This is a genomic window from Sphingomonas sp. DC1600-2 (assembly GCF_049897605.1).
GTDB lineage: Bacteria > Pseudomonadota > Alphaproteobacteria > Sphingomonadales > Sphingomonadaceae > Sphingomonas.
The window spans coordinates 65,840-78,277 of sequence record NZ_JAFCWO010000005.1; the positions used below are offsets into that span (position 1 = coordinate 65,840).

A 12,438-nucleotide genomic window follows, 5' to 3' on the forward strand; every position below is an offset into this window, starting at 1 on the left:
CGCGACAGAGCCTTTGCGCCCCCTAGTCGGTAACGCGGCCGCGCAGCGACTTTACCGTCGAGCGCTTGGTCTTGCCCTCCATCCGCTTGGCCTTGGCGGCTTTGGAGGGCTTGGTGGGGCGGCGACGTTTGGGGACGATGGTCGCTTCGCGGATCAGCTCGATCAGGCGTTCGCGCACCTCCTGGCGGTTGAGCAATTGCGAACGTGCGCCTTCGCTGCGCAGCACCAGCACGCCGTCGCGCGTGAGGCGTGATCCTGCCAGCACCGCCAGCCGGTTCTTCACCGCATCGGGCAGCGATGGCGATGCGCCGACATCGAAGCGCAACAGCACGGCGCTGTCGGTGGTGTTGACGTGCTGTCCGCCGGGGCCCCCGGCGCGGGTGAAGGATTCCTGCAGCTCGTCGCTGTCGATGCTGATCGATCGGGTGACGGGAATGGCGACCATGTGCGTCCTCCTAAAACATGCGCAGGCGTTGGTCGATTGGTTGCGGGCTTGTTCCGTCCCTCATGCTTCGCCAAATGGAGCGCGACGGAGATAGCAATGTACGATTTTACGATTTCGGCGGAGTCCAAGGCCGAGCTTTACCGCGACCTCCAGTCCGCGCTCGACGCGCTGACCGCGGGGGAGCCCGACGCGATCGCCAATATGGCGAATGTCGCGGCGCTGATCTGGCAATATCTGCCCGATCTTAACTGGGCCGGTTTCTATCGGCTGATCGAAGGGGAATTGGTGGTCGGGCCGTTTCTCGGCAAACCCGCCTGCATCCGCATCGCCATCGGCGACGGCGTGTGCGGCACGGCGGCGGCGACGCTCCAGACGCAATTGGTGGAGGATGTCCACGCCTTTCCCGGCCACATCGCCTGCGATGCGGCGAGCCGGTCGGAACTGGTCGTGCCAATCGTCCATGACGGGCGTTTGATCGGCGTGCTCGATCTCGACAGCCCCACGCCCGCACGCTTCGATGCCGCGGATGCGGCTGGATGCGAAGCGCTGATGGCGGTGCTGGCGGCGCGCATCGCGGGGTGATCCGTTTCGGGACACACCCGAATGTGGCGGAAAACTGCGGAAAATGGTAGCTTGTCCGTTAATCATTTGGTGGCGTGCCTTTGGGCGGCGGCACCGCAACCGGAGAGTTTACCATGCGAACCCTAGCTCTTGCTGCCCTCACAATGGTTACCGCGTTCGGCGCGGGCGGGGCGGAAGCGCAGCGAATCGGGCAGGGTGGCGGTGCCGCCGGGGCCCCTTATCCGGTGCCATCCTATCCCGCACCGTCGATGCCGGCACCGCCACAGCAGATGCCGCCGGTGGCCTATCCCGGCCAAGCCGCGCCGCCGCAGTCCTATCCCGCACCTTCTTACCCGGGTCGCCCGCCGCAGCCGAGCGTGCCACGGCGCTGGGGTGGCAACAATGGCGGGCACTGGTCGGGTGGGAACAACGCACCCGGAGGCTGGAAGGCCTATCGCCGCCCGCATCGCGGCTATGCGTTGCCGCAATATTGGTTCTCGCCGAGCTTCTATATCGCCGATTACGGCAACTACGGCCTCGCCCCGCCGCCTGCGGGCTATAGCTGGCATCGCTATTATGACGACGCCGTGCTGGTCGATGGGCGCGGGCGCGTGTGGGATTCGGTGAACGGGCTCGATTGGGATGGCGCTGGCTATGGTCAGGGCGGATATGACGGTTATGCCAGCGGCTACAGCCAATCCTATGGCCCGTCTTACGGTTCCCAGCCTTACATTTCCCTGCCTCCGGTCGTGCAAAACCGCACCGTAACCACCTATTCGACCGGTGGTTATGTCCAGGGCGGCTATGCAGCGAGCGGCTATGCTTATGCTGGTCCGACGACGACCGTGGTGATCCAGGGCCCGCCGATCGTGACGACGACCACCACCACGACCGAATATATCGAGGAATCTCGGACCCGCTATGTCGCGGCGCGCCGGGTCTATCGCGCCGCGCCAAAGCGGCATTATCGTCCCGTGCGGCGGCCGAGCTGTGGCTGCCGTAAGGTCGAACAGCCGGTCCAGGGGAGCTAACGCGGCCGCTTAGCCGCGCGGTTCGGGGCCGGCAAAGGTCACCAGGCTTTCCGCCCCGTTCGCCGCGACCGCGCCGACCCCGACGAAATGGTCGTCGACGCTGATGTCCTTCAGCACCGTGCTGGTGGCGGAGGCGGGGACATCGGTGGATTTCTGCCAGTCCTGCGCGTCGTTGCGACGCCAGTGGATACGATAGGCGGCGGCACCCGCGACCGGTTTCCACTTCACTGTGGTGTCGAAGCTCAGTGCGCCCGCGACCGTCACGCCCTCCGGCGCGGCGGGGGCGGCGGCGAGGCGGCGGATGGTGGCGACGTTGATCGCGGTGACCTTGGCGAGATAGGGGAAATCCATCTTGTCGACGGTGTCGCCGTAAGCGATGCCGTTTTCCACACGGACGTCCTGGTGCTGCTGCGTCCAGTTTTCGGCCCCGACCGAGAAGCGGACCGCAGGATAGCCGAGTTTCAGGAACGGCTCATGGTCGCCGCCGCGCCCGAAGCGATCGGGGCGGCGATCGACGAACACGTCGAGCCCGCCGGGTAGCGTGCCGGCCACTCCATCGATCGCCTTGGCGAGGGCGCGCGACGGGCCGTCATCCTCGCCGCCATTGCCGCGCCGTGCCATTTGCGCGGGCACGTCCTCGGTCGCGCGGATCCCTTCGGAAAAGACGCGGACGCGGTCGGCGACGCGCACGCCATTCTGGCCCATCGTGTTGCCGACGATATCGTTGTTGAGCATCGCGGAGACGGTCCAGCCGCGCTGCTTGGCGGTTTCGGCCAGCAGGGTGCCGCCGAACAGCCCCTGTTCCTCACCCGAGAACACGGCATAGACGATCGTCGCGCGGAATTTTTCCTTGGACAGGATCCGCGCCGCTTCCAGCACCAGGGCGACGCCCGAGCCATCGTCATTCGCACCGGGGGCGTCGTGCGTGGCGTCCATCGCGTCGCTGACGCGGCTGTCGATATGCGCGCCGACGATGATCACGCGCTTGGGGTCGAGCCCTTGCTGGAAGCCGAGTACGTCGACCACGTTGACGCCGTTCGGCGCGCGCGCGTTGGTGAAGGTGCGCGCGATATTGGCGGCCGTAATGCAGCCGTCGCACGCATCGGCAATCCGCGTCATTTCGCCAGCAACCCACGCCCGCGCGGCACCGATGCCGCGCACCGGATCATCGGCGGAAGAGAGCGTGTGGCGCGTGCCGAAGCTGACGAGTTTTTCGACGGTGGCCTTCAGCCGTGCCGGGTCCGGGGCGGTATCCTGCGCGAAAGCGGGGGTGGTGAGCGTCGCGATGGCGAGCGCGGCTGCGGTGGGGAGGGAACGCATGGGCATATGGTGGCGGGATATCGGAAGCGACGCAAGTTGCTGTCCGCCGTCCCCATAAGGCGGGATTGGCGGGCTAGATGTTCGAGACGAACCAGATGACGAACGCGGCCACGCCAGCCAGGAAAGCCCAAAGCAGCAACCGGACGACCAGCGAATCGCGTGGAGCCACCTCGGTTGGCCACGGCAAGGTGAGCGCGCGCAGCGCCGCAACGAACGCGGCCGCCGCACCTGCGACGCGCACCCAGTCCAGTTCCACCCATTGCCGCGCCATGGCGACCGATTCGGCGTCTGATATCGTGTCCCGCGGGGAGGCGATGCCGTGATACCACAGCGCGGCATTCATCGGCCAAAAGGCGATGACGGTCAGCACGAGCAGCGCCAGAATGCCGAGCGACGGGACGCATAGCAGCCAGCGATAGCGCCACGGCGTCGTCCAGCCCGCCGCCAGCGCGCCGAACGCGGCAATCAGCATCGCTGCCGAAAAGGGGATGAAGAACACACCGGTATCGACTGGCCACGCTTTGCCATAGGGCATCATCGCCAGCGAATGCGGCGGATGGGCACTCCACGCCCCGGCAAGCACGATCAGATCGAAGAGCTTCGCGCCGAGCAAGGGGCCGCCGACCAGCACCGCCAGCCACAGGAACGCTTTGGTGATATTCTCGCGACGGGTCATCTCCGACATCCCTATACCGTTCCGAAATCGCTGTACCGCGCTCGTTCGCGTCCGTTTAGCGATTTCGGGTGCGCCGGATCAGCTCAACCGGTCGATCGCCTCGCGGTCGAGCGACCCGGGAATGATCATCAGCGGGATGGTCAGGGCACCGGTGTCGGCTCCGGCGAAATGCGCGACCAGCGGGCCGGGCGCGCCGCTCGCCGCTGCCGCCAGCACCAGCGCGGCGATGTCGGGATTGGCGGCGATCATCTCGCGAATGACCTTGGGGCCTTCGCCCTGACGCACCGTGATCTGCGGCTTCAGGCCCGATTCTTCGATCAGGGCCCCCGCCGCTGCCGCTACCAGTCCCTCGGCATGGTGGCGTGCCTCTTCCTCGATCGTGGCCTGCACCCCGGCAAAGGCGGTAAATTCGGTGGGGGGTACGAGCGCCAGGATTTCCACCCCGCCGCCGGTCTTTACCGCGCGCCGCGCGGCAAAGCGCAAGGCGATGCTGCTTTCGGGCGTCTCGTCGATCACCACCAGATAAATGCGCATTGTCGCCCGCCCCCTGAAGCGATTGTCGCGCTTAAGTGGGGCGAACCGATGCGTCTGACAAGCAGTGGTCTTGACCGTTCGCGCATCGGGCGCGAGAGACGGGCGCTACGGATTCGGTTAGATGAGGACGCGTTGATGCCGGTCGAAATCAAAATGCCAGCTCTCTCCCCCACGATGGAGGAAGGCACGCTGGCGAAATGGCTGGTGAAAGAGGGCGATACGGTCAAATCCGGCGACCTGATGGCCGAGATCGAAACCGACAAGGCCACGATGGAATTCGAGGCGGTCGATGAAGGGGTGATCGGGAAGATCCTGGTGGCCGAAGGGACCGACAATGTGAAGGTCGGCACCGTCATCGCCACGCTGATCGCCGAGGGCGAAAGTGCAGATGCGGCACCCGCCCCGAAGGCTGCACCGGTCGCTGCGGCTCCCGTCGCTGCGCCAGCGCCGGAGGCGGCCAAGGCGGCCCCCGCACCAACCCCGGCGGCCCCTGCGCCAAAGGCCGAGAGCGGCGATCGCGTGAAGGCGAGCCCGCTCGCGCGCCGGATTGCGGCGGAGAAGAGCATCGATCTCGCCACGCTCACCGGTTCGGGCCCCAATGGACGCATCGTGAAGGCCGATCTTGAGGGCGCGAAGGCCGGTGCCACGGCGGCACCCAAGGCCGCCGAAGCTGCTGCGGCACCCGCCGCGCCGGCGGCGGTCGCCCCGGCCAAGCCCGCCGCAATCCCCGACATTCCGCACACCGCCGAAAAGCTCAGCAATGTGCGCAAGACGATTGCGCGCCGCCTGACCGAATCGAAGCAGACGGTTCCGCACATTTATCTGACGGTCGACATCCGGCTCGACGCGCTGCTCAAGCTGCGTGGCGAGCTCAACAAGGGGCTGGAGCCACGCGGCGTAAAGCTGTCGGTCAACGATCTGCTGATCAAGGCGCTCGCCGCCAGCTTGATCCAGGTGCCCAAGTGCAACGTGATGTTCACCCCCGACCAGCTGATCAGCTTCAGCCGTGCCGATATTTCGGTCGCGGTGTCGACGCCGACCGGGCTGATCACGCCGATCATCGCCGGGGCCGACACCAAGGGTGTGGCCGCGATCTCGACCGAGATGAAGGATCTCGCCGCGCGCGCGCGCGACAACAAGCTGAAGCCCGAGGAATATCAGGGCGGCACCGCCTCGCTCAGCAACATGGGCATGTACGGGATCAAGCAGTTCGAGGCAGTCATCAACCCGCCGCAGGGCATGATCATGGCGATCGGCGCGGGCGAGAAGCGTCCCTATATCATCGACGACACGCTCGGCGTGGCGACGGTAATGTCGGCCACCGGCAGCTTCGATCACCGCGCGATCGACGGTGCCGACGGCGCGCAACTGATGCAGGCGTTCAAGACGCTGGTCGAAGCGCCGTTGTCGATGCTGGCATAATCCGTCGATGCGTCGCACCCTCATCGAGTTGCTCCACATCGCGGCGGGCATTTTCGCGACGGCAGTGTTTGCGGCGGGGGCGGTCTGGGCATTGCCCCATGCCGCCGCGACGATCTGGGGTGTCGCCTACGGCGTGATGGTCGTGGTGGTGTTGATGGGAATCCGGCCGTTGCGGCTGGCCTGGCGGGCGGATCACGACGACCGGCCCGCCGATGGCTGAGCTTCCCCCCGACTACCCGCCCGCGATTCGCGCGACGGCGATGTCGTGCGATGCGAACCCTTATGGCAAGATCTTCGTCGGCTGGCTGATGGGGCAGATGGCGCTGGCCGCCGGATCGGTCGCCTCGCGCTTTTGCGGCGCACGCGCGCCGGTGGTGGCGGCCGATGGGTTCAGTTTCACCGCTCCGGTCGAGATTGGCGATGAGGTGAGCTTTCATGCCGAGATCGTTGGCACCGGGCGGACCTCGATGACCGTCGCTGTACAGGTCTGGCGACGCGACCGGCACGGCGAGGGCACCTCGCAAGCCGCGGCCGGCCGCTTTACATTGGTTTCGATGGGGGAGGACGACCGTCCGCTCCCGCTTAAAGTAGTTCCGCTACAAGAAGGATCCTCCCTTGGCTGATACGTTCGATCTCGTCATCCTCGGCTCCGGCCCCGGCGGTTATGTCGCCGCGATCCGCGCGGCGCAGCTCGGGCTCAAGACCGCCATTGTCGAGCGCGAGCGGCTGGGCGGCATTTGCCTGAATTGGGGCTGCATCCCGACCAAGGCGCTGCTGCGCACCTCGGAAATCTATCACTATATGCAGCACGCCGAATCCTATGGCCTGAAGGCCGAGAAGGTTGGTTTCGATCTGCCCAAGATCGTCGAGCGCAGCCGCAAGGTGGCGGGCCAGCTCAACGCTGGCGTCAAGGGCCTGATGAAGAAGAACAAGGTCACGGTCTATGAAGGCGTCGGCACGCTGACGGGCAAGGGCAAGCTCAGCGTCAAGCAGGGCGACAAGACCTCCGAGCTGGAAGCCAAGCACATCATCATCGCCACCGGCGCACGCGCGCGCGATTTGCCCTTCGCCAAGGCGGATGGGGAGCGCATTTGGACCTATCGCCACGCGATGGTGCCGACCGAAATGCCGACCAAGCTGCTGGTCATCGGCTCGGGCGCGATCGGCGTGGAGTTTGCGAGCTTCTACAATGACATGGGCACCGATGTTACAATCGTCGAGATGCTCCCGCGCATCCTGCCGGTGGAAGACGAAGAAGTCTCCGCTTTCATGGACAAGGCGCTGACCAAGCAGGGAATCAAGCTGCTGACCGGCACCGGTCTCGAAGGCCTGACCACGTCGCCCAAGGGCGTTACCGCCAAGATCAAGGGTAAGGATGGCACGGTGACCTCTGAGGAGTTCAGCCATGTCATCGTCGCCATCGGCATCGTGCCCAATACCGAGAATATCGGGCTGGAAGCGCTGGGGATCGAAACCGATCGCGGCCACATCAAGGTCGATGGCTATGCCCGCACCAATGTCGAGGGGATCTATGCGATCGGCGACGTGACCGGCGCGCCGTGGCTCGCGCACAAGGCCAGCCATGAGGGCATCGTCTGCGTCGAGGCACTGGCGGGCCTCAAGCCGCATCCGTTCGACAAGTGGAACATCCCCGGCTGCACCTATTCGCGCCCGCAAGTCGCGAGCGTGGGGCTGACCGAGGCCAAGGCCAAGGAAGCGGGTTACGAGCTGAAGGTCGGCAAATTCCCCTTCATCGGCAATGGCAAGGCGATTGCGCTCGGCGAGGCCGAGGGTTTCGTCAAGACGGTGTTCGATGCCAAGACCGGCGAATTGCTCGGCGCACACATGGTCGGTGCCGAAGTGACCGAACTGATCCAGGGCTATGTCATCGCGCGCCAGTTGGAAACGACCGAGGCCGAGCTGATGGAAACGGTGTTCGCGCACCCGACGCTCAGCGAAATGATGCACGAAAGCGTGCTCGGCGCGTACGGTCGCGCGTTGCACATCTGATGGATGCTCGTGCGCCCGTAGCGGGACGTCCGCGACCTATATGATACCGTCGCCGCCCCGCATCTGGACGGTTGCCGGGGTGACGCTGCTATTGCTGGCGGGCGCGCTGGCGCTGTTCTGGCCGGGCATCGCGATGTACGATAGCGTCGGCCAGTTCGCCCAGGTGCTGAGCGGGGCCTATGAAGACTGGCACCCGCCCGCGATGGCACGGATGTGGAGCCTGCTCCACGCCGCCTTCGGTGGCACAAGCGAGCCGATGTTCGTTGCACAGATGGTGTTGTATTGGGCCGGGTTCGGCCTGATCGCAGCGGCGTTGGCGCGGCTGGGGCGGGGCGGGGCGGCTGCGGCCGTGCTGGCGATTGGCGCGCTGCCGCTGTTCCTCGGTTGGCAAGCGGTGGTGCTCAAGGACACGCAAATGCTTGGCGCTGTGCTGGCGGCGTGTGGTGCGGTCGCGTGGTGGCGGCTCCGGGGTGCGCGGGTCCCGGTATGGACGCTGATCGCGGTGGCGGCGTTGCTGGCTTATGCCACGCTGGTGCGCGCAAATGCGGTGTTCGCAACCGTGCCGCTGGCGGTGATGCTGTTCGGGACGTGGCGCTGGTGGACGCGGCTCGCGCTCGGTCTGGCGGGCGTGGCGGCGGTGTTGATGGTATCACCGATCCTCAATCACGGACCGTTGGGAGCGACGTCGAGCGGGGTCGAGCGAACCGAAGCGCTCTATGATCTGGCCGGAATTGCGGTGCGCGCGCCCGATACGGCGATTGGCTTTACTCCGCTCGAAGCGCGGGCATTGCAGGCCGGGCATTGCGTAAAACCCTATTTCTGGGATCCGCTGGGCGAGGAAACGCGCTGCGCACCCATCGTGGCGCGCCTGCAGCGGTTGCCTGCCGGAGCCCTCTATCGAATGCTGCTCGCTGCGATCTTTCGCAATCCCGTCGCCTATGCGGCGCACCGTCTGGCGCATTTCAATTCTACCGAGCGCTGGCTGGTGCCGGCTGGCTGGGCGGGGGCGGCTCCGCCCGCGCGGAGCGAGCCCAACGATTTTGCCCTTGGCAATCCCGGCGTGGTGGCGCGCGGGTGGCAGGTGGCCGCGCGGTGGATGGCGGAGACGCCGCTGGGGTGGCCCTTTGCGTGGCTGACGGTTGCGATCGTCGGGCTGGCGGTGGCCGCTCCCCGTGCGAGCGGACCGCCGCGTGACCTGGCGCTGGCGCTGTTGGTTTCGGCGATCACGCTGGAGCTGAGTTTCGGCGCGCTCAGCATTGCCTCGGACCTGCGCTACCATTTGTGGCCGATGGTTGCGACGGCACTGGCGACGGTGCTGTTGTGGGGGGACTGGCGGCAAAGCAAGCGCGCTGGGCGGATCGGCGGACTGGCCCTTGCCGTGGTGCTGGTTGCTGGAACCGTGGCACGGCTGACCCTGCCGACTCCGCCGACCAGCTATCGCGATTTGCTGCGGTAGGAAACGCGGCGGTTGATGACCGCGCCCGGCCAAGCACGCGAACCCTTTGGATCGCAATGCTTGGGCCGGGGGGGGGGGAGTCGATCAGGCGGCGGTCGGTGCCGTCGTAAATTGCACCACATCGTCGTCGCGTTTCGCGGTGACGGGTGGGGTGCGGTCGAAGGCGCGCGTGCCGGAGTCGGCCGCGATGTGCTTCAGACGCCCATCAATCGAGGCACCGGTTTCGATCGCGATCGATTCATATTCGACATCGCCGACGATGCGGGCAGCCCGTTCGATCGTAAGCTGACGGACCGAGACCGAGCCCTCGATCGCACCGGCAAGGCGTGCGATTTCGGCGGTTACCGCACCGTTGATGCGGCTGTCATTGCCCTGGACGAGCGTCGCGCAATGGACGTCCCCGTCGACCCGACCGTCGATGTGCAAATCTGCGGTGGCCGCGACATTTCCGGTGATCACCACGTCTGGGCCAAGGACCGAGAACATGCCACGCTTGCCATTGGCGTTTTGCGACAGCGTCGGCGGCGCTGGGGGAAGCCCCGAACCCGCATCCCGGTCGCCGCGCGAATTGCTCGTGAAAATCGCCATCTACCTGTCCCCACACACCCCGAATCTGGAGTTTTGCTACCATAGCCTGCAGAAATTACAGAACTAAGTTCTCGCGGGCTGGCGTGCCATAAGGGGATTGTCGTTGGCTGCGGGCTTCAGGACGCTGCGCGCGAGCCACAGCGTTGCCGTCACCAGCGCTCCCGCGCCAAGGATGGCGAGGCCGCCAAGCCCCGATAGGTCCGCCAAAACGCCAAGCGCCGATCCGGCTTGTACCAGTAATGCGATGCGCCAGCTCGCAGGGTCGCGCTTGCTCAGCGCGAGGATCAGCACGAGCATGTCGGCGAGAAAGACGCCGCTTGGGTGGAGGTGCGGCAGTAGCCCCGCCATGATCAGCGAAGCGAGCAAGGCCGCCGCCACAAGCGAATGCCCGCTCAGTCGCAGCGTTGAAATACGCGCGACATAGGCACCGCTGACCCCGATAGTCGCCGCTAAGGCGAGTCCGGACAGCGGAACTCCCCCGAGGGGGAGCACCTGTACGATCGTCCAGATATTGGGGGCATTGACCGAAAGCTGCTGAACGTCGTCGGCCTTCACGAAAAAGGCGCAGGCCCAGCCGCCTATTGGCCAGCCTGCCGCGAAACGCGCCGCCAGCGTCGCTGCGGCGACCAGCGGGGCGACTGCCCAACGGCATACCGGGACGCGCCGATCGATGAGCAATGCCAGAAAAAAGGGCGCGACGAACATCGCCTGCGGATCGATGCCCAGAGCGCTCCCCCAGCACAGCAGCATCAGGATATGGCGGCGATCGAGCGCTGCGGCGAGCGCCATCAGACAGGCTGCCATCCACAGTGCATCGTTCAGGTCGGCCAGGCCCGCACCGAACAGGACGCACGGCCCAAGCGCGAAAAGCGCTGCACGTCGGCCGGGCTCGGCCGTATCGAGCCGCCGCAGTACCGCCAGCCCGGCAAGTGCCACGACAACGATGCCAAGCAGAGCGCAAAATGCGGCAAAGGGCGTCGCCCAAAGCGTGGCGGCAATGACGAACGCCCCGGCAATCGGCAGCGACACGGCTACTGGCGGCAAGCGCTGCCGTTCCGGGCGCGCAGGCATCGTGATGAAGGCGGCGTTCACCCGTTTGTCTTGCCAATGTCGGGCTAAGGCCGCGTTAAGGTCGCAGCCGTTCTTTGCAGAGAAGCCAACGCCTCTTGCTCCGGGACGCGGCGAGGTTCACCATCGGTGCCGCGACGCATAAGACGTCGGCCGGAGAGTGACGATGCTGCAGCCAAGCGGCGAGAGACCGCCACCCTTCGTCTGCTCGTGCGTTGACGCGACTGACCGTTTGAAGACGGCGTATCAGCAGAAGGAAACGAGCGCATGACGGATACAGCAAGCGACGCTTTCAAGGAGACAATCGCCGATCCGGCCAAAAAGGCGGCGGAATCGATTCGCGACGCCGGCACGAAGATCGCCGAGAACAGCGCCAGTGTCGGGCTTAAGTTGCTGGACCAGGCCGAAACCAACACGCGAGAGGCGTTTGCCGCGATGCGCGCTGCCGCCTCAGCCAAGGATCTTTCGGAAGTGATGAAGATTCAAGGCGAATTTCTGCGCGAACAGGGCAGCCGCAGCATGACCCAGGCGCGCGAAATCGGTGAAGTGATCCTGCAATTCGGTCGCGACGCGGTGGGGGCAGTGCGCGGGGACGCGTGACCGGACAAGGGCGCTCGCTCCGGGTGCCCTTGTCTGCGGACAATAAGGGGAGGGTCAGGCTGGGTCCTCGACAGTCCGGGATTTCCCGGCAACGGGCATATCATGGCTGAGAATGGTGAGGTCATAGGCCGTCCCGGCGCGATCGCGGACTTGGCCTTTGAGCAGCGCCTCGGCGCGGAAGCCCAGGCTCTCGAACAGCATCACCGATCCTATCTGATCCGGGGTCATCTGTGCGGTCAATTTGGTGAGGCCACGGTCCATCGCGATCGCGTAAATGCCCTCGAGCAAATCGCGGCCCAGCCCGGCCCCCCGCTTCTCCGGCGAGACGAGCAAACGGACTTCGCCGACATGGCCGCTCCAGCCCAGCGGGTCGCGCACCAACGCCGCCGCGCCGACCAGCCTCCCCTGATCGTCCTCGGCGATGAGGCTGTCGATCGCGCCTTCTCCGATCGCCTCAACCCAGGCGGCGATCACGCGCGGATGCCGCAAATCCCGCCCGAGGAACAACAGGTCATGCTCGGGCAAGCGTTCGGCAAAAGCTTGCATCGCCGTTTCGTCTTTTGCCGCGAACCGGCGAATGTGATGACCCATGCTGATCGTTTCCCCAAAGCCCCCGCGATCAAGCCTGGCCTATGCCATCCGATCGACCGCTCCGGCACCGAGGCTGGCATGCCCGTCTGCGATTGTCACCTCTCGCGCGGGTAAAATGTTTCTCAATCCCCAGTCC

Annotated in this window: 15 protein-coding genes; 8 read left to right on the forward strand and 7 right to left on the reverse strand. The window is 65.7% G+C overall.

All coding sequences use genetic code 11. The annotated features are described in order from the left end of the window. Positions 1-22 precede the first annotated feature (22 nt). Positions 23-445, reverse strand: a complete 423-nt coding sequence (arfB, locus tag ACP7BL_RS11755; protein ID WP_033967061.1) for an alternative ribosome rescue aminoacyl-tRNA hydrolase ArfB — start codon at positions 443-445, stop codon at positions 23-25. 96 nt (positions 446-541) lie between these two features. Between arfB and ACP7BL_RS11760 the strand changes: the two genes are divergently transcribed. Both ACP7BL_RS11760 and ACP7BL_RS11765 read left to right on the forward strand, forming a co-directional pair. Then, positions 542-1,027 carry a GAF domain-containing protein gene (locus tag ACP7BL_RS11760; RefSeq protein WP_209516548.1) on the forward strand — a complete coding sequence of 162 codons (486 nt, stop codon included), beginning with the start codon at positions 542-544 and terminating at the stop codon, positions 1,025-1,027. Between the two features lie 113 nt (positions 1,028-1,140). After that, the gene (locus tag ACP7BL_RS11765) at positions 1,141-2,037 is read left to right on the forward strand and encodes an RcnB family protein (RefSeq protein ID WP_033967069.1); all 897 of its coding nucleotides are present in this window, start codon (positions 1,141-1,143) and stop codon (positions 2,035-2,037) included. A 9-nt stretch (positions 2,038-2,046) separates the two neighbouring features. Here the strand turns inward: ACP7BL_RS11765 and ACP7BL_RS11770 are convergent, their stop codons facing one another. The 3 genes from ACP7BL_RS11770 to ACP7BL_RS11780 form a co-directional block, all read right to left on the reverse strand. Continuing rightward, positions 2,047-3,357, reverse strand: coding sequence for a M28 family metallopeptidase (locus tag ACP7BL_RS11770; protein ID WP_426258402.1), 1,311 nt, complete (start codon positions 3,355-3,357; stop codon positions 2,047-2,049). A gap of 73 nt (positions 3,358-3,430) precedes the next feature. Beyond that, the gene (locus ACP7BL_RS11775; RefSeq protein WP_426258403.1) at positions 3,431-4,033 is read right to left on the reverse strand and encodes an anthrone oxygenase family protein; all 603 of its coding nucleotides are present in this window, start codon (positions 4,031-4,033) and stop codon (positions 3,431-3,433) included. A 78-nt stretch (positions 4,034-4,111) separates the two neighbouring features. Next, positions 4,112-4,567 carry a universal stress protein gene (locus ACP7BL_RS11780; protein WP_126845347.1) on the reverse strand — a complete coding sequence of 152 codons (456 nt, stop codon included), beginning with the start codon at positions 4,565-4,567 and terminating at the stop codon, positions 4,112-4,114. Between the two features lie 135 nt (positions 4,568-4,702). Here ACP7BL_RS11780 and ACP7BL_RS11785 point away from each other — a divergent pair, with 135 nt between their 5' ends. The 5 genes from ACP7BL_RS11785 to ACP7BL_RS11805 are packed head-to-tail and all read left to right on the forward strand — an operon-like array spanning position 4,703 to position 9,455. Next, complete coding sequence (locus ACP7BL_RS11785; RefSeq protein ID WP_341203676.1) at positions 4,703-5,989, forward strand: pyruvate dehydrogenase complex dihydrolipoamide acetyltransferase; 1,287 nt, start codon at positions 4,703-4,705, stop codon at positions 5,987-5,989. A gap of 7 nt (positions 5,990-5,996) precedes the next feature. Beyond that, positions 5,997-6,209 carry a hypothetical protein gene (locus ACP7BL_RS11790; RefSeq protein WP_033967106.1) on the forward strand — a complete coding sequence of 71 codons (213 nt, stop codon included), beginning with the start codon at positions 5,997-5,999 and terminating at the stop codon, positions 6,207-6,209. Further along, positions 6,202-6,612, forward strand: a complete 411-nt coding sequence (locus tag ACP7BL_RS11795) for an acyl-CoA thioesterase (protein ID WP_209516533.1) — start codon at positions 6,202-6,204, stop codon at positions 6,610-6,612. Before ACP7BL_RS11790 ends, ACP7BL_RS11795 begins: the two co-directional genes overlap by 8 nt. Continuing rightward, a complete protein-coding gene (lpdA, locus tag ACP7BL_RS11800) occupies positions 6,605-7,999 on the forward strand; it encodes a dihydrolipoyl dehydrogenase (RefSeq protein ID WP_426258404.1) in 1,395 nt (464 codons plus the stop codon). The genes ACP7BL_RS11795 and lpdA overlap by 8 nt, the downstream gene beginning before the upstream one ends. 40 nt (positions 8,000-8,039) lie before the next feature. Beyond that, positions 8,040-9,455: a hypothetical protein gene (locus ACP7BL_RS11805; protein WP_426258405.1), complete on the forward strand. Its 1,416-nt coding sequence runs from the start codon at positions 8,040-8,042 to the stop codon at positions 9,453-9,455. 84 nt (positions 9,456-9,539) lie between these two features. On the opposite strand, the gene ACP7BL_RS11810 is transcribed toward ACP7BL_RS11805, so the two are convergent. Together ACP7BL_RS11810 and ACP7BL_RS11815 are read right to left on the reverse strand one after the other, a co-directional pair. After that, complete coding sequence (locus tag ACP7BL_RS11810; RefSeq protein ID WP_052192536.1) at positions 9,540-10,043, reverse strand: bactofilin family protein; 504 nt, start codon at positions 10,041-10,043, stop codon at positions 9,540-9,542. A gap of 63 nt (positions 10,044-10,106) precedes the next feature. After that, the gene (locus ACP7BL_RS11815; protein WP_426258406.1) at positions 10,107-11,135 is read right to left on the reverse strand and encodes a hypothetical protein; all 1,029 of its coding nucleotides are present in this window, start codon (positions 11,133-11,135) and stop codon (positions 10,107-10,109) included. 243 nt (positions 11,136-11,378) lie between these two features. Between ACP7BL_RS11815 and ACP7BL_RS11820 the strand changes: the two genes are divergently transcribed. Continuing rightward, on the forward strand, positions 11,379-11,711 hold the full coding sequence (locus ACP7BL_RS11820) for a phasin family protein (protein WP_052192537.1): 333 nt from the start codon (positions 11,379-11,381) through the stop codon (positions 11,709-11,711). Between the two features lie 54 nt (positions 11,712-11,765). On the opposite strand, the gene ACP7BL_RS11825 is transcribed toward ACP7BL_RS11820, so the two are convergent. After that, positions 11,766-12,302, reverse strand: a complete 537-nt coding sequence (locus ACP7BL_RS11825; RefSeq protein WP_426258407.1) for a GNAT family N-acetyltransferase — start codon at positions 12,300-12,302, stop codon at positions 11,766-11,768. Positions 12,303-12,438 lie beyond the last annotated feature (136 nt).